This window comes from Streptomyces griseus subsp. griseus (genome assembly GCF_003610995.1).
GTDB lineage: Bacteria > Actinomycetota > Actinomycetes > Streptomycetales > Streptomycetaceae > Streptomyces.
In genome coordinates this window covers 5,175,469-5,191,311 of the sequence record NZ_CP032543.1, presented here as the reverse complement: position 1 = coordinate 5,191,311, position 15,843 = coordinate 5,175,469, and the positions used below count along the sequence as shown (strand labels likewise).

The following is a 15,843-nucleotide window of genomic DNA, read 5'->3' as shown; positions in this document are numbered from 1 at the left end:
ATGGCATGACGTCCACCGCCGCAGCCCCGCCGCCGCCCCGCGCGTACCGCAGGCTCAGTGTCGAGGAGCGCCGCGCCCAGCTCCTGGTCGCGGCGCTCGGCCTCTTCGCCCACCGGGCCCCCGACGACGTCTCGCTGGACGAGGTGGCGGTGGCGGCCGGGGTCTCCCGGCCGCTGGTCTACCGCTACTTCCCGGGCGGGCGGCAGCAGTTGTACGAGGCCGCGCTCGGCTCCGCCGCCGACGAGCTGACGCTCTGCTTCGCCGAACCGCCGGTGGGCCCGCCCACCGAGCGGGTCGCCCGCGTCCTGGACCGCTACCTCCGCTTCGTCGACGAGCACGACACCGGCTTCAGCGCACTGCTGCGCGGCGGCAGCGTGGTGGAGACCTCCCGCACGACGAGCATCGTGGACGGCGTCCGGCGGGCGGCGGCGGAGGAGATCCTCAGCCACCTCGGCCGGATCGGCGGCGTCGCCGGTGCGCGGAGCGCCGGAGCGCCGGACACCGGACCCCAGGACACCGGACCCCAGAGCACCGGACCGCAGGACACCGGCCTTACAAGCTCCGGACCGCACGGCGCCGGACCTCACAGCGCCGGGCCTCGGAGCGCCGGACCGAGGCTGCGGATGATGGTCCGCAGCTGGATCGCGGCCGTCGAGGCGGCCTCCCTGATCTGGCTTGACGAGGGGAAGCAGCCCCCGGCCGCCGAGCTGCGCGGCTGGCTGGTCGACCACTTCATCGCCCTCCTCGCGGCGACCGCCGCCACCGACGAGGAGACCGCCTCGGTGGTAGGCGACCTGCTCGCCCTGGAGACCTCCGAGGGCCCGGCCGGACGGCTGGCGGAGCTGGTGATCCCGGTCGTCGCCGAGGCGGCGCACCTGCTGCCGCACGCCCCTGCGGCAGACTGACCGGGTGAAGAGCGAGAACACCCCTTTCCGAGGCGGTCCCCTGGACGGCCGGGTGCTGCCGGTCCTGGTCGGCCCGACCGGCCACCCGCCGAAGTGGTACGAGGTCCCCGTTCCCTCCCCCGATGGCTCTCCGCCCACCGTGTACGCGTACGAGCGGGTCCCGGCCGGCTACACCAAGCGGCTCGGGCTCCAGCGCGGCTGGGTGTACGCGTACGTCCCCGGCGGCCGTAAGCGCCCCACGCTCAAGTGGCCCTGGTCCAAGCCCTGAACGCCCGCTTCCGGAGGCGCAGGCCCTAAGATCGGCGGTCAGGTGCCGAGGGACGGGTCACTCGGGTGCCGCAGGACGGTCACAAGGGGGGTGCGCCATGGAGGCGCTGCGTAGGGAAGATCCACGCCGTTTCGGCCGCTTCACCGCACTGGCCCGCTTCCGACAAGCCGCGAGCGCCGTGCAGTTCATGGCGCGGGACACCGCCACCGGCGAGCTCGCCGTGATCACCGCCGCGCGCCCCGCGCTCGCCGCCGTCCCCGCGTTCCGGCGCCGCTTCCAGTCCGAGGCCCGCACCGCCGAACGCCTCGCGGGCGGCTGGGTGACCCCGCCCCTGGAGACCGGCGAGGCCGACGACCCCGAACTCCTGTGGACCGCGACGGAGTACGTCCCCGCCCTGCCGCTGGCCGAGGCGATCGGCATCGCCGGTCCGCTGCCGGAGCGCGCCCTGCGGATACTGGGCGCGGGCATCGCCGAGATCCTGTCCCGGGTGCACGCCGGCGGCTCCGCGCTCCAAGGGCTCGCGCCGGGCACGGTGCTGCTGGCCGGGGACGGGCCCCGGCTCACCGCGTTCGGCCCGCTGGGCGCGGCCGCTTCGGCGGAGGCGAAGCCGGGCGGGCAGCTCTCGGTCCGGCTGGGCTACCTGACGCCGGAGCAGGTCGCGGGCAGGGAGGCCGGCACGGCGTCCGACCTGTTCGTGCTGGGGCTGCTGCTGGCGTACGCGGCCACGGGGACGACCCCGTTCACGGAGGGCCCGCCGGAGGAGGCCGCCCGCCGGATCGCCGAGGCCGACCCCGAACTGGACGCCGTACCGGCGGAGTTGCGCGAGCTGATCGCGGGCTGCCTGGCGAAGGAACCGGCCGAGCGCCCGACAGCCGGCACGGTCGCCGCCGAGCTGGCCCTGGAGGGCGCGGCGGGCCTGGCCCGGGGCGGCTGGCTCCCCGAACGGCTCGCGGCGGCGGTCGCGGACCAGGAGGCGCGGGTGCGGGCGCTGGAGGTGCCGGGGGATTTCCCGGAGGAGGGGGACGCCGACGCGGTCGGGACGGCGGGTGCGAGTGCCGCTGCCGCCGGGGGCGTTGCCGCCGCCGGACCGGGCGGCGGGACGTCCGCGCCGGAGGACCGCGAGGCCACGGCCGCCGCCACCCCCGAGGACGCGCGGCCCGGCAAGAAGCCCGAGGACGCGGTGGCTGGCGGGGAGCCCGTTGACGCGGAGCCTGAGGACGCGGTGCCCGGCGGGGTCGCCGAAGCAGCGGGCGGCGTAGCGGCGGGCGGAACACCGGTGGCCGCACCGGTCGAGGCGCCGGGAGGGACACCGGCCGGCGCACCCGCAGGAGCACCGGCCGAGGCACCCGCCAAGCAGGCCCCGGCCGACCCAAGGGGCGCTGTGGCCATCACCGGCGACACCCCCGGCACCGGCGCAGGCGAGCACACGAACGACGGCATTATCAGGGCAGCCAGCCCCGCCACCACCGGCAACGCCGACGCGACCGGCCACACCCCCACCGGCGGCATCGCCGAGGACCGGGGCACCACCCGCTTCCTCAACACCGGCCCCAAGCCGCCCCAGTCCGACCGCGCCACCACCCAGCTCGCCCTCCCCCACGAACTCCCCCGGCCCGGGCACAGGCCCCGGTCCCACCCCACACCCCTGCCGCACTCCCTCCGGGCCCGGCCCGGCCGGTACCCCAGCTCCCGGCCTCCCCCGGACTTCCGGCACCGGGCCACCACCACACCCACGGCAGCCCCGCCCCCTACCCGGCAGCGGCGCTCCCGGGCTCCACGGGCCAGGGCAGCAGCGGCAACCAGGGCAACGGCAACGGCGGCTCCCCCATGGTGACGCTGCCCCTTCCTCCCACCCCCACCCCTCCGCCCGGCTCCGCCACCAGCCGCCGGACCCTGATCGCCATCGCGGCCGCGGCGGTCGGCGGGCTCGTCGTGGGCGGCGGGGCGGTCGCCGCGATCGGCGGCGGGGAGAGCGTGGCCGCCACCGACGACAAGCCCGCGCCGAAGCCGCGCCGTACGCTCCCGGGCCAGCCCCCCGAGGCGCGCTGGACCTACTCCCACCCGGCCTCCGAATCCTCCCCGCTGACCACCGCGCTCTGGCAGGACCGCCTGCTGGTGGTGACCAGCGAGAGCCAGGCGAGCGCCGTCGACCTGCGGACCGGCAGGCGGGTCTGGCAGCGCGCGGACGCCGCCAGGGGCCAGACGGCACTGGCCGCCGGCGACCTGTGCTTCGTGGCGAGCCCGACGGAGTTCCTCTGGCTCGCGCCGAAGGACGGCGCGGTCGTGCACCGCGTGCGGTACGCGGACGGCTTCACCGACCTGCCGGACCTTCAGGTCGGGCGGCTGGCGGGCCAGTCCGGGCCCGTCATCTGGTTCACCGGTTCGCACACGGTCACCGTGAAGGCCCCCAAGCCGAAGAAGGGCAAGAAGCAGGCGCCGGACAAGCGGGTCGTCCAGGCGTACTTCTTCGCGTACGACATCGTCCGCCGCGCCGAGGTCTGGCGTACGCCGGTCCCGGCGGGCCGTGCCCCCGGGACCCCCCTGTACCGGGTGGTCGCTGAGCGCTCGGCTGATCTCCTCGTGCGGCAGGACGCGGTCACCCTGACGGCGGCCGAGGTCAAGGCGGCGAAGGGGAAGGGCAGCATCCGCTCCTTCGACCAGCAGACCGGCACGTTGCGGTGGGCCAAGCAGTACGGCACGGCCGCCCCCGACGCCGCCGTCACGGGCGGCGAGGACGGCACTCTCTACGCGGCGGTCGGCGCGGATCTCCAGTCCTTCGACGCGGACACCGCCAAGCCGCTGTGGCGGGTCGCGGGCACGGCGGGCTCGGTCTTCGGCACCCCGCTCCTGGTCGGGCCGCTCCTCCACACCACCGAGCGCAGCCAGCAGGTCGGCGCGGTGGAACGGGAGAGCGGGCGCCTGCTCTGGCGGCGTTCGACGGAGGTGCCGGGCATCGGCAACGCCCCCTCCCTCACGCTGAGCGGCACCGGAAAGACGCTGCTCGCCTCCGACGCCACCCAGGTCACCGCGTTCTCGGCGGGCGACGGGGAACGACTGTGGAAGTTCCAGGACATCGGGGTGGCCGACCCGAAGGGGGCCACGGTGAGCGCCTCGTACCGGACCCTCGCCGTCGGCGGGAACGTCATCGTCCAGCGGGACAGGTCCTTCTACGCGTTCCCGGTGGCCTGAGCCGGAGCCTCCCTCGGTACGCCCACCACCGGCACCACCGGCCATCAGCACCGCCCACCGACGGCACCAGCCGTCATCGGCACCGCCCACCGTCGCTACGGCCGTCCGGGGCATCCCCGGGCGGCACGCCGTGCGGTGCTTGCATCACCTGACACCGACTGACCGGATTAATCGGATTAGCTCGCCCGCCTGCACCGGTGGACGAGCCCGAATCCCGACGGGCCTGCATCTTCCGGGCCCGGTCTCCGTCCCGGAGGTGATGTCGTGTCAGGCAGACTCCTGCGCGCGGTCTGCGCAGCCGCACTCGCCACGGCCCTCGCGGTCTCCCCCGCCACCGCCGCACCGGACGAACCGACCCCCGTACCGTCCCCGGAAGCCGGGGAGGACGCCCCGGAGGTCGACGCGGAAACCGCCCTGGCAGCGCCCGAAGCCCCCACGGCCCCCACGAACGTGGCGACCCTCCTACGCGAGCTCCAGAAGCGCTACCAGGAGGCGGAGGAGGCGAGCGAGACCTACAACGCCACCGCCGAGAAACTGAAGCAGCGGACCGCTCAGGCGAAGAAGGTCGGCGCGGAGCTGGCCAAGGCCCGGGCCGCGCTGGAGCTCAGCCGGGGGGACGCGGGACGGCTGGCCCGGGAGCAGTACCAGGGCCGCACCGACTTCTCCGCCTACCTCCAGCTGCTGCTGGCCCGGGACCCCCTGCGCGCCCTGGACCAGAGCCATGTCATCGAACGGGTGGCGGCGGGCCGCGCGGCGACGGTGGAACGCCTGACCGACGCCACCCGCCGCGCCGACGCCCTCGCGGCCGCCTCCCTCAAGGCGGTCGACCAGCAGAAGGAGCTGGCCGCGCGGCAGAAGCAGCAGCGCGACACCGTACGCGGCAAGCTGAAGCAGGTGGAGACGCTGCTGGCCACGCTCTCGCCCGAGCAGATGGCCCAGCTGGCGGGCCTCGAGCAGCAGGGCGTGGAGGCGGCCCAGCGCGAACTGGTCTCATCCGGGGCGCTCAGCTCGGTGCGCCCGCCGACCCGGCAGGGCGGTGACGCGATCACGTACGCGATCGAGCAGATCGGCAAGCCGTACGTCTGGGGCGCCGAGGGCCCCGGCTCCTTCGACTGCTCCGGGCTCACGTCCCGGGCCTGGGCGGCGGCGGGCCGCCCCATCCCCCGGACCTCGCAGGAGCAGTGGAAGCAGCTCCCGAAGGTGCCCGTCTCCGCACTGCGCCCCGGCGACCTGGTGATCTACTTCCCGAAGGCGACACACGTGGCGCTGTACATCGGCGACGGCCTGGTGGTGCAGGCCCCCCGCCCCGGTACGAAGGTGAAGGTCTCCCCGGTGGCGTCCAACCCGCTGCTGGGCGCGGTCCGCCCCGACCCCGGCGGCGTACCGCTGTCCACGTACACCCGTCCCGGCCTCCCCGAGGGAGCCCGCGACGGCTCGGACACCGGCTACAGCGCGGAGGCGGCAGCCGAGTAGGCCCGAAGGGAGGGGCCGGACCGGCGGTGCGGGTCCGGCCCCTGGATCGGTGGGGCGCTCAGGCTCCGGAGACCGAGGCCAGGTACGCGTTCGTCCTCTCCGGCTCGAAGAAGAAGTTCTCGAAGTCCGCCGGGTCGTCGAAGCCGTTGGCGAAGCGGTCCGCGACGGGCTGGAGCTGGCCGGCGGCGCCGATCAGGTTCAGTACGTGCTCCGGGGGGACGCCGAGCATGGCGTTGGTCCACTTCACGGCGTGCTGGGCGTTCTCCCAGTAGCGGTCGAAGGTGGACTGCATCCAGGCCGCGTCGAACTCCTTGTCCCCGTGTTCCAGGATCGAGTCCAGGTAGGAGTTGGCGCACTTGGACGCCGAGTTGGAGCCCTGGCCGGTGATCGGGTCGTTGGCCACGACGACGTCCGCGACGCCGAGGGCCAGGCCGCCGCCGGGGAGCCGGCCGATCGGCTTGCGGACCGTGGGGGCGTACCGGCCGGCGAGGGTGCCGTTGGCGTCGGTCAACTCGACCTTGGTGGCGCGGGCGTACTCCCACGGCGTGAACCTCTCCATCAGCTCCAGCGTCTTCGCCAGGTGCTCGGAGGGGTCCTTGATGCCCTGGAACGCGTCCAGCGGGCCGCCCGGGACGCCCTCCCAGAAGAGGATGTCGGCGCGGCCGGAGGTGGTCAGGGTCGGCATCACGAACAGCTCGCCGACGCCCGGCACCAGGTTGCAGCGGACCGCGTCGAACTCCGGGTGCTCCGGACGCGGGCCCATCCCGTGGACGTACGCGACGGCCAGTGCGCGCTGCGGGGCGTCGAACGGCGAACGCGCCGCGTCCCGGCCGAACATGGAGACCAGCTCGCCCTTGCCCGCCGACACCATCACCAGGTCGTACGTACGCGAGAAGTAGTCCAGGTCGGAGACGGCCGCCCCGTGGATCACGAGCTGCCCGCCGCGCTGGGCGAAGGTCTCCATCCAGCCGGCCATCTTCACCCGCTGGTCGACCGACTGGGCGTACCCGTCGAGCCTGCCGACCCAGTCGATGGCGCGGGAGGAGTCCGGGGCGGCGACGGAGACACCGACGCCCTCGATCCTCGGGGCCTGGGACTCCCAGAAGTTCAGCTGGTAGTCCCGCTCGTGCTGGAGCGCGGTGTGGAACATGCACTGCGTCGACATGACCCGGCCGGCGCGGATCTCGTCGGCCGTGCGGTTGGACATCAGGGTGACTTCGTAACCCTTGGACTGGAGCCCCAGGGCCAGCTGGAGCCCGGACTGCCCGGCTCCGACTATGAGTATCTTCCGCATCGCGGCTCTCCGTTGTGTGTGATCGGGGCGGTGTACGCGTGCTCAGGCGGGGGTGACGTCGAGAGCATGGCCCACCAGGGCCAGCAGTGACTCGACGACCGTGATCCTGTTACGCGCGTCCATGATCACTATCGGCACCCGCGGCGGTACGGTCAGGGCCTCCCTGACGTCCTCCGCCTCGTAACCGGGCGTCCCCTCGAAGTGGTTGACCGCCACGATGTACGGCAGCCCGCAGCTCTCGAAGTAGTCCAGTGCCGGGAAGCAGTCCTCCAGCCGGCGGGTGTCGGCGAGGACGACCGCGCCGATCGCCCCGCGCACCAAGTCGTCCCACATGAACCAGAAGCGCTGCTGGCCCGGCGTGCCGAAGACGTACAGCACGAGGTCGTCGTCGAGGGTGAGCCGGCCGAAGTCCATCGCCACCGTCGTGGTGGCCTTCTCGGGCGTCGCGGAGAGGTCGTCGGTCTCCTCGCTGGCCTGCGTCATCAGCGCTTCGGTCTGGAGCGGCGTGATCTCGGAGACCGAACCGACGAACGTCGTCTTGCCCACGCCGAATCCGCCCGCCACCACGATCTTGGTCGCGGTGGGCGCGCGGGTGTGGTCGAGCTGCCAGGCCTGGAGGGCTTCCTCCGGCTGGTCCTGGGGGCGGGGCGGCTGCTGGTCCTGCGGCCCCGGCCGGCGCGGGGCGAAGAGCGGCGCCTCAGAGACGGCGGAGTCCATTGAGCACCCTTTCGAGCAGTGCGCGGTCGGGCTGACCGGTGCCGTGACCGGTTCCGTACACGCGGATCTTTCCCTGGTCGGCCAGGTCGCTGAGCAGCACCCGGACGACTCCGAGCGGCATCTTCAACAGGGCCGAGATCTCTGCGACCGTACGCATCCGGCGGCAGATTTCGACGATGGCCTGGAGCTCCGGCATGACCCGCGAGGCGAGGTTGCCGTTGGTGAGCTCGCGGCGCTCCTCGGGTGCTTCGAGGGCGGCGACGAACGTCTCGACGAGCAGGACGTGGCCGAACCGGGTGCGGCCTCCGGTGAGGGAGTACGGGCGGACCCTGGCCGGGCGCTTGTCGGCCCCGCGGACGGGGAGGCGGGGGGAGGGCTCGGCTGCGGCGGTCGTCACTGTGCACTCTCCATCGATTTGCGCAGCTCGCTGCGGAGTTCGGGGGTGAGGACGTGTCCGGCCCGGCCGACGAAGAGGGCCATGTGGTACGCGACGACGCTCATGTCGCAGTCAGGGGTGGCGTGGACGCCGAGGAGGGAGCCGTCGCTGATCGACATGACGAAGACGCTGCCCTCGTCCATGGCGACCATCGTCTGTTTGACGCCGCCGCCGTCCATCAGCTTCGCGGCTCCGACGGTCAGCGAGCCGATGCCGGAGACGATGGTGGCCAGGTCGGCGCTGGACCCCTTGGGGCCGTCCGACGGTCCCGCCGCCTTCGCCTCGTGGTGTCCGGGGTCGGAGGAGAGCAGCATCAGCCCGTCGGACGAGACGACGGTGACCGAGTGCACCCCTGGCACCTCCTCCACGAGATTGCTCAGCAACCAGTGAAGGTCCCGGGCCTCGGTACTCGGCCCGAACGTGCTGGGCGCAGTCAACTGCGTGCCTCCTCGACTGTGTCCCCCGTCTCTCCGTTCCGGCGGTCGGTGCGGCCGCCGGTCTGCTCGGTCCCTGTGTCGTGCGCGCCGCCCGTCGTGGGTGTGGTGGTGGTCTCGTGCCCGGCGGTGCCGGTGGCTACGCCCTGGTGGTCGGCGAGGGCGACGGAACCGGGTGACCCGGCGATCTCGGCCTCGACATCGCGCCGGCCCTCCTTCGCCGCCTGGTGGAAGCTGCCCAGCCTGCGGCGCAGGTCGTCCTTGTCCAGGCTCCCGGTGCGCCCGGTGGCGGGTGCGCCCTCGGGTTGGACCACGTTGGGGGTGCGCTTGGGCAGCCCCTTGTCGGTGATCCGCTCGGGCTGCGGCTTCCGGGGTCCAGGCACGGTGTCGGCGGCGGCCTCGGACCGGGGCGCGGGACGGAACTCGGGCCCGTCCGGGTCCTGGCCCCCCGGACCGCTCTCGGCCGGACGCTCATGGCGGTCGGGACCGATGGCGTACGGGTCGGAGGGCTGGGCCGTCGCGGGAGCGGCCGGGTCCGCCGGGGGCCTCGGCAGCCGGACCTGCATCGTGATCTCGGACTCCGACCCGGCGGGCGCGTCCGGGGCTGCGTCGGCTGCGTCGCCCGCTGTGGCTGCTTCCGCGTGAGCCTCTGTCCGCGCGTCGGCGTCAGGGCTCTGCTGCGGTACGTCGGTGGCTCCGGGGGCCCCGGGCGCCTCCGCGCCCTCGGCGCTCGCGGGCTCCCGCGCACCGGCCTCGCGGATCGCCCGCTCGGCGGCGGCGATCATCGGGTCGACGGAGGGCTGGGCGGCGGGCTCGGGGGCAGCCTGGGCGGCGGACTCGGGCCGGGACTCCGGCGTCGGCTCGGGCGCCTGGTCGGCGGCCCGCTCGAACTCCACGGCGGACGCCTGCTCGGGCGCCGCCGCCCCGGAAACGGCCCCGGGCGTCGGCTCGGACAGGGGCGCGGGCGCACGCCCGGTCGCCTCGGAGACAGTCCCGGCCGCCGCTTCGGAAGCGGTCCCGGACACGGCCTCGGGCTCCTGCCCGGGCGTCGTCTCCGGCTCGACCGCCGCCCTGGAAGCTGCCTCCGCACCGGCCCCCGCCCCAGGCGCCGCAGGTTCGGCGGCCGGCGGCAGGATGGGCGTACGGCTCGGCAGGGCGTTGGAGTTGGCCTCGGCCACCGAGCCCGGCAGGTTGAGCGCCGGTGCCTCGCCGGGCAGTTGCACGGCGGGCGGCGAGGAGGCGGGGAGGGAGTTGGGCAGCAGGGTCTGCGGCAGGACGACGACGGCCGTCACTCCACTCCCCTTCTGCTCGCGCAGCTGGACCCGCACACCGTGCCGGGCGGCCAGCAACGAGGTGACCTGGAGGCCGAGTCCGGCCCCGTCGGCATTCTGCTCCCCCGCCTCGAAGGAGGCCGGGTCGGCCAGCCTCGCATTGAGCTCGCCCATCCGGACGGTCGACATGCCGATGCCCTCGTCCTGCACGGAGAGCATCACCTCACCGGTCTCCAGCAGCCAGCCGGAGAGCTCCACATGGGAGTCCGGCGGGGAGAAGGAGGTGGCGTTCTCCAGGAGTTCGGCGAGGAGGTGGCTGAGGTCGTCGGCGGCGAACCCGGCGATCTGGGCGTGCGGCGGCAGGGACTGGATGGTGACCCGCTCGTACCTCTCGATCTCGCTGACGGCCGCGCGGGCCACGTCGACCAGCGGGATCGGGCCCGCGTGGCCGTGGCCGTGCTCGGCGCCCGCGAGGACGAGCATGTTCTCGCTGTGCCGGCGCATGACCGTGGCCATGTGGTCCAGCTTGAACAGGGTGGCCAGGCGCTCCGGATCCTGCTCGCGCTCCTCCAGGCTCTCGATGACGCCGAGCTGGCGCTCCACGAGGCCGAGGTTGCGGAGCGAGAGGTTGACGAAGGTGTGGTGGACCGTGTTCTTCAGCCGCTCCAGCTGGGCGGTCAGCTCAGCGGCCTGGGCCTGGAGTTCGGCGCGCTGGAGGGTGAGGGCCTCGCGGCCCGCGATCAGTTCGGTGCGCTCGGCGTCGAGGCTCTCGAAGCGGCCGGTGAACTCCTGCTGGAGGCCGGTGAGCTTGGCGTGCAGGGTGTTCATCGACCGTACGACCTGGGCGAACTCGTCGTTGCGGCCGGTGTAGCGGACCGGCTCGGCGCTCGCGGGCTCGTCCGCCAGCCGGGCGGCGCCGATGCGCAGGACGGCGAGCGGCTGGGTGAGCGTGCGGGCGACGGCGGTGGAGACGCCGACGGCGAGCAGGAAGCAGCCGCCGAGCAGGGCGATGCTGAGTTCGAGGGCGGTGACGTCGTCGTCGCGGATGCCTTCCAGGCGCTGGACCTGGGTGGTGCCGAGGGCGGACTCGACGCTGCGCATCCGCTCGATCCGGGTGGAGAGCGCGGACTCCAGCTTCTTGGCGTTGGTGGAGCGCTCGCTCCCGGAGAGCTCGGGGCGGTCGGTGAGGCGGGCGAGGTACTTCTCCGCGCTGTTGACCTCGGGGCCGGTGACGGTGGCGGAGAGCTTGTCGCGGGCGACCGGGCTCGCGGCCTGGTCGAACTCGGCGAGCGAGGCCAGTTCACGGACCCGGGTCTGCTGGGCGGCGGCGCTCAGCTCGTCCCGGTCACGGTCGGCCCGTTTGCTCTCGTCGTCCCGGGTCTTCACCGGCAGGCCGGTGAAGGGGTCGGTCTGCGGGGCGGTCGGCTCGGGACTCGGTACGGCGAGGGCGGCGAGGAGGAGCCCGCGAGTGGCGGAGGCCTGTTCGACGGCGCCGCCGAGGGCGAGCGGGGCACGGGTGGCGTCGGCGGCGCGCGGCGGGGTCTTCTCGGCCAGCTCGGCGGAGATGCCGTGCAGCTTGGCGATGACCTCGGAGTACGCCTGGTGGGCCTCCAGCGCCGAGCCCTTGCCGGTGAGGGCGTCGCGGCGCAGCGAGGGCACGGTGGAGAGGTCGCGCCGCAGGGCCGCGGGGGCCGGTTCGTGGATCTCGTCGATCTGCTGGTCGACGCGGGTGGTGCGGGTGAGGCGGTTCGCGGCGGCGGCGTCGCCGTCATCGGTGCGGCCACCCGCGATGTACGCGGTGACGGCGTCCCGCTCGTCGGCGAGGGAGTGCGCCAGGGTGACGGCCTGCCGGTTCAGCTCGGAGAGGGTCACCAGCCGCTGGGACTCGGCCAGGTCGGAGGAGGCGCTCAGCGCGGCGGGAGCACCCGCCGCGAGGACGATGACCCCGACGACGGCGACCCCGGCGACCAGCCGGCTCCGTACCCGTACGGTCCGCTTGGTGGCGACCGGAGCCGGAGGCGTCGCCCCGGAACCGTCGCGCGTGCTGCCCTGACTCCGCGGCCGCTTCTTCTGCACCGGTGCTCGCAATCTTGACTCGTCCACCCTTGAAGCAGAGGTGACGTTCGGTCACGTAGAAGGACCCCCCGCTCCTGGTACGGCTTCTGACCATTCCAGTGCTTTTGAGAGGGGGGCGCGCATCAACCGCTCCGCCACTCGAAGGAGTGAACATCACTCTTGAGTTGGCGAACAAGTCTCCCCACGAGCGCCTCTGACCATGCATAGGGAGCGGGGTGGAACTTCGGCGCGGCCTTTGGCAAGATGCCCGCCCGCACTCCCGCTGGGCCCCGCCCTCCGCCCTCCGGGCCCGTGTTGACCTGCTGGTACGGCTGAAAACCGCTCCCTGCGCGCTCCGTGAAGACCTCGTGCAGACTGGCAGCATGCGCCTCGAACTCGTCACCGTCCCCGGCGACGCCGAACGCCCCAACGAGGACTGGGCGTCGGCCGCTCTGCCCGCGTCCGGCCAGGGAGGAGCGGTCGTGGTGCTGGACGGTGTCACACCACCGCAGGGGGACGACGGTTGCGTGCACTCCGTCCCCTGGTTCACCGCCCGGCTGGGCGGGGCGCTGGTGGAACTGTCGGGTTCACGGCGAGATATGGACCTGGCCGAGATCCTGTCGGAGTCGATCCGGCGCACCGCCGATGCCCATCGGGCGACCTGTGACCTTTCTCACGCGCGTACGCCTCAGGCGACCGTGGCCCTGGCGCGTTGGGGCGAACACGCGATCGAGTACCTGGTGCTCTCCGATGCGGTGCTCCTGCTGGAGGGGCCCGACGGCGCGGTCCGGCCGGTCCTCGACGACCGCCTCGACCGGCTGCCGCAGGGCTCGCTGGTCTCGGCGGAATCCGTCGACGGCCGGCTGCGCAACAAGGAGGGCGGCTTCTTCACGGCGGCCGCCGACCCCGCCGTGGCCGCGCGGGCGGTGACCGGCAGCGTCCTGCCGGCCGAGGTGCGGTCGCTGGCCGCACTGACGGACGGGGCGAGCCGGTGGACGGAGACGTTCGAGGAGGGCGACTGGACGGCGCTGCTGGCGCTGGTCCGCAAGGCGGGCCCCCAGGGGCTGATCGACCGGGTACGGGAGCTGGAGGACGCCGACGCGGCGGCGGGGCGCGTACGGCTGCGGCGCGGCAAGACGCACGACGACGCGACGGCGGTGTTCGTGGAGCTGTAGGGCCACCCGGGCCCTCAGGGGGCCGTCACTCCTCCGCGCGGGCGTCGAGTCACTCCTCCGCGCGGGCGTTGAGCTGGTGCAGCAGCCGGGCCAGCTCCGCCACCTCGGCCCGGTCCCAGTCGGCCAGTTTGCGCACGTACTGCCCACGCCGGGCGTCGCGGACGCTGCGGAAGCGGGCCAGACCCTCGTCGGTGAGCCGGACCAGCCAGGCGCGGCCGTCCGCCGGGTCGGGTTCGCGGTGGACCAGCCCGAGGTCCTCCAGGGCGCGGAGCTGGCGGCTCATGGTGGCCTTGCCGACACCGAAGTACGCGGCCAGCTCGGTGGCCCGCTGCCGGCCGGCCGACTCCAGGCGCACGAGCAAGCCGTAGGCGGCGGGCTCCAGTTCGGGGTGGACCTCGCGGGCCATCTCGCCCGAACTGGCCCGCGCCCGGCGCAGGAAGACCGCCAGCTCCCGCTCCAGCGCCAGGAATTCGTGGTCCACACCGGTCCCGTCGGTGGCGGCCGGTTCCGGCCCGCGCTCGCTCCCTTGCACGTCAGCACCCCTCGTACGGTTTCCTGCCGATGAAAGTTTCTTCCACGGCCGGTCGACGCCGCAGCTCGGCCAGTATTTCGCAGGAGTAGCCCAACGGCGGCCGCCAGACACCCTTCCGCGCCCGGGTCTACGTGCGTAGCGTCGATCGTGGATCGTATGACATGAGCACGCCATTGCGCCGTTCACCCTCGGAGGCACCCCCATGCTCACGCCGCTGCACCGCCACAGATCCGCCCCCTCCCGCCTCTCGCGCTTCGCCGCACCGGGGGCACTCCTGACCGCCCTCTCCCTCCTCCTGGCCCTGCCGGGCGCCGCCACCGCGGCCGACGCCGCCGACACCCCTCCGGCCCGCGGCACCGCCAGGATGGGCCAGGGCGTCATCCCGCACGACGGCCGGGGAGGGCTGCCCCGCGACTCCCGGGTCGTCCAGACCGAGGGCGTGGACGTCAGCGGCCACCAGGCGAACGTGGCCTGGCAGACCCTGTGGAACAGCGGAGTGAAGTGGGCCTACGTGAAGGCCACCGAGGGGACGTACTACAAGAACGACTACTTCGCGCAGCAGTACGACGGCTCGTACGCCATCGGCATGATCCGCGGCACGTACCACTTCGCCACCCCGAACACGGCGAGCGGCGCCGCCCAGGCGCACTACTTCGTGGACAACGGCGGCGGCTGGTCCCGGGACGGCAGGACCCTGCCGGGCGTTCTCGACATCGAGTGGAACCCGTACGGCGCCCAGTGCTACGGACTCAGCCAGGCCGCGATGGTCAACTGGATCCGGGACTTCACGAACACCTACCGGGCGCGCACCGGCCGGGACGCGGTCATCTACACCGCGACCAGCTGGCGGAAGGACTGCACCGGCAACAACGCGGGCTTCGGTGCCGCCAACCCGCTCTGGGTGGCCCGGTACAACACGACGGTCGGCGAGCTGCCGGCGGGCCGGCCCGTCCACACGATCTGGCAGTACACCTCGACCGGCCCCACGGTCGGCGACCACAACCGCTTCAACGGCGCACTCGACCGCGTACAGGCGCTGGCCGGCGGCTGACCCCTGCCTGAGCCCACTCCGGTGACATCACCCCAGGCCGCCGGGGTTCACACGGCCCAGCACCCCACTATGCACTCGATGTATACACACTGTGTATGGTCATCGGTGTACCGCACACCCGTGCGGATTTCTCGCGCAGAGGAGTGGTGTGCCGTGCCCAAGAAGATGAGCCTGCTCGGCGGCGGGTTGGCCGCCGCCCTGGTGACGACGCTCACACTGGCGCTCAGCGGCTGCTCCATGGAGACGACGGCCCCGGGCTCGGCACGGCGGGACGCGGCGTCCGACGCCAAGGGCTCATTCGGGCGGGCGGACTGCCGCAAGGCGAAGTGCATCGCCCTCACCTTCGACGCCGGGCCGGGCAAGGACACCCCGGAGCTGCTGGACATCCTGAAGGAGAAGAAGGTGCACGCCACCTTCTTCCTGCTGGGCAAGCACCATGTCCTCAAGCACCCGGACACCGTGCGGCGCATCCAGGACGAAGGCCACGAGGTCGCCAACCACACCTGGACGCACAAGGTCCTGACCGACCAGGAGCCGGACGGGATACGGGCCGAGCTGGAGAAGACCCAGGTGGCGATCGAGAAGGTCACCGGGAAGCGGCCCCGGCTGATGCGCCCGCCGCAGGGCCGCACCGACGACACGGTCTCGGAGATCAGCAAGGAGCTGGGGCTCTCCCAGGTGCTGTGGAACGCCACCGCCAAGGACTACTCGACCGAGGACTCCGCACTGATCACGCAGCGGATCCTGGACCAGGCGACCAAGGACGGCATCATCCTGCTCCACGACATCTACCGGGGCACCGTGCCCGCCGTGCCCGGGATCATCGACGCGCTCCAGAAGGACGGCTACACCTTCGTGACCGTTCCGGAGCTGATGGCCCCCGCCGAGCCGGTACCGGGCACGATCTACCGCCCCTGAGCAGCGTGTCGCCGTCCATCACGTTCCACCGCTCCCGAGCACTGTGCCTCCGTGCATCACCAGCCCCCGCCCCTGAGCCGACCTGTCCTCACGGCATGCGGAACGGCCCGCCCCCGTTGACTCGG

The 15,843-nt window shown here is 73.3% G+C and carries 12 protein-coding genes and 1 pseudogene; 7 read left to right on the top strand and 6 right to left on the bottom strand.

What is annotated here, in order from left to right; all coding sequences use genetic code 11:
* Positions 1-5 precede the first annotated feature (5 nt).
* The 4 genes and pseudogenes from D6270_RS23585 to D6270_RS23565 all read left to right on the top strand — a co-directional run bounded on the left by D6270_RS23585 (position 6) and on the right by D6270_RS23565 (position 5,835).
* Complete coding sequence (locus tag D6270_RS23585) at positions 6-905, top strand: TetR/AcrR family transcriptional regulator (protein ID WP_109163623.1); 900 nt, start codon at positions 6-8, stop codon at positions 903-905.
* Positions 906-909: 4 nt separating this feature from the next.
* Complete coding sequence (locus tag D6270_RS23580; RefSeq protein WP_109163624.1) at positions 910-1,173, top strand: DUF8847 domain-containing protein; 264 nt, start codon at positions 910-912, stop codon at positions 1,171-1,173.
* Between the two features lie 97 nt (positions 1,174-1,270).
* Positions 1,271-4,362, top strand: a pseudogene (locus D6270_RS33310) (PQQ-binding-like beta-propeller repeat protein).
* 264 nt (positions 4,363-4,626) lie between these two features.
* Positions 4,627-5,835, top strand: coding sequence for a C40 family peptidase (locus D6270_RS23565; protein ID WP_109163626.1), 1,209 nt, complete (start codon positions 4,627-4,629; stop codon positions 5,833-5,835).
* Positions 5,836-5,893: 58 nt separating this feature from the next.
* On the opposite strand, the gene D6270_RS23560 is transcribed toward D6270_RS23565, so the two are convergent.
* The 5 genes from D6270_RS23560 to D6270_RS23540 are packed head-to-tail and all read right to left on the bottom strand — an operon-like array spanning position 5,894 to position 12,063.
* Positions 5,894-7,129, bottom strand: a complete 1,236-nt coding sequence (locus D6270_RS23560) for a styrene monooxygenase/indole monooxygenase family protein (RefSeq protein WP_109163627.1) — start codon at positions 7,127-7,129, stop codon at positions 5,894-5,896.
* A 42-nt stretch (positions 7,130-7,171) separates the two neighbouring features.
* Positions 7,172-7,846 carry a GTP-binding protein gene (locus tag D6270_RS23555; RefSeq protein ID WP_109163628.1) on the bottom strand — a complete coding sequence of 225 codons (675 nt, stop codon included), beginning with the start codon at positions 7,844-7,846 and terminating at the stop codon, positions 7,172-7,174.
* Positions 7,827-8,243, bottom strand: a complete 417-nt coding sequence (locus D6270_RS23550; protein ID WP_015611323.1) for a DUF742 domain-containing protein — start codon at positions 8,241-8,243, stop codon at positions 7,827-7,829. Before D6270_RS23550 ends, D6270_RS23555 begins: the two co-directional genes overlap by 20 nt.
* Positions 8,240-8,719: a roadblock/LC7 domain-containing protein gene (locus D6270_RS23545; RefSeq protein WP_109163629.1), complete on the bottom strand. Its 480-nt coding sequence runs from the start codon at positions 8,717-8,719 to the stop codon at positions 8,240-8,242. The genes D6270_RS23550 and D6270_RS23545 overlap by 4 nt, the downstream gene beginning before the upstream one ends.
* The gene (locus tag D6270_RS23540) at positions 8,716-12,063 is read right to left on the bottom strand and encodes a sensor histidine kinase (RefSeq protein ID WP_109163630.1); all 3,348 of its coding nucleotides are present in this window, start codon (positions 12,061-12,063) and stop codon (positions 8,716-8,718) included. The genes D6270_RS23545 and D6270_RS23540 overlap by 4 nt, the downstream gene beginning before the upstream one ends.
* Before the next feature lie 362 nt (positions 12,064-12,425).
* Between D6270_RS23540 and D6270_RS23535 the strand changes: the two genes are divergently transcribed.
* Positions 12,426-13,217: a hypothetical protein gene (locus D6270_RS23535; RefSeq protein WP_109163631.1), complete on the top strand. Its 792-nt coding sequence runs from the start codon at positions 12,426-12,428 to the stop codon at positions 13,215-13,217.
* Between the two features lie 49 nt (positions 13,218-13,266).
* On the opposite strand, the gene D6270_RS23530 is transcribed toward D6270_RS23535, so the two are convergent.
* Positions 13,267-13,749 carry a MarR family winged helix-turn-helix transcriptional regulator gene (locus D6270_RS23530; RefSeq protein WP_109163632.1) on the bottom strand — a complete coding sequence of 161 codons (483 nt, stop codon included), beginning with the start codon at positions 13,747-13,749 and terminating at the stop codon, positions 13,267-13,269.
* 202 nt (positions 13,750-13,951) lie between these two features.
* Between D6270_RS23530 and D6270_RS23525 the strand changes: the two genes are divergently transcribed.
* The gene (locus D6270_RS23525; protein ID WP_109163633.1) at positions 13,952-14,800 is read left to right on the top strand and encodes a lysozyme; all 849 of its coding nucleotides are present in this window, start codon (positions 13,952-13,954) and stop codon (positions 14,798-14,800) included.
* Positions 14,801-14,965: 165 nt separating this feature from the next.
* Positions 14,966-15,718, top strand: coding sequence for a polysaccharide deacetylase family protein (locus D6270_RS23520; RefSeq protein ID WP_385101897.1), 753 nt, complete (start codon positions 14,966-14,968; stop codon positions 15,716-15,718).
* Positions 15,719-15,843: the final 125 nt, after the last annotated feature.

What these genes read in the sequence shown, in the direction of transcription:
- D6270_RS23525 (WP_109163633.1), top strand. Translation starts at nt 13,952, where the DNA reads ATGCTCACGCCGCTGCACCGCCACAGATCCGCCCCCTCCCGCCTCTCG.
- D6270_RS23585 (WP_109163623.1), top strand. Translation starts at nt 6, where the DNA reads ATGACGTCCACCGCCGCAGCCCCGCCGCCGCCCCGCGCGTACCGCAGG.
- D6270_RS23560 (WP_109163627.1), bottom strand. Translation starts at nt 7,129, where the DNA reads ATGCGGAAGATACTCATAGTCGGAGCCGGGCAGTCCGGGCTCCAGCTG.
- D6270_RS23535 (WP_109163631.1), top strand. Translation starts at nt 12,426, where the DNA reads ATGCGCCTCGAACTCGTCACCGTCCCCGGCGACGCCGAACGCCCCAAC.
- D6270_RS23520 (WP_385101897.1), top strand. Translation starts at nt 14,966, where the DNA reads ATGAGCCTGCTCGGCGGCGGGTTGGCCGCCGCCCTGGTGACGACGCTC.
- D6270_RS23555 (WP_109163628.1), bottom strand. Translation starts at nt 7,846, where the DNA reads ATGGACTCCGCCGTCTCTGAGGCGCCGCTCTTCGCCCCGCGCCGGCCG.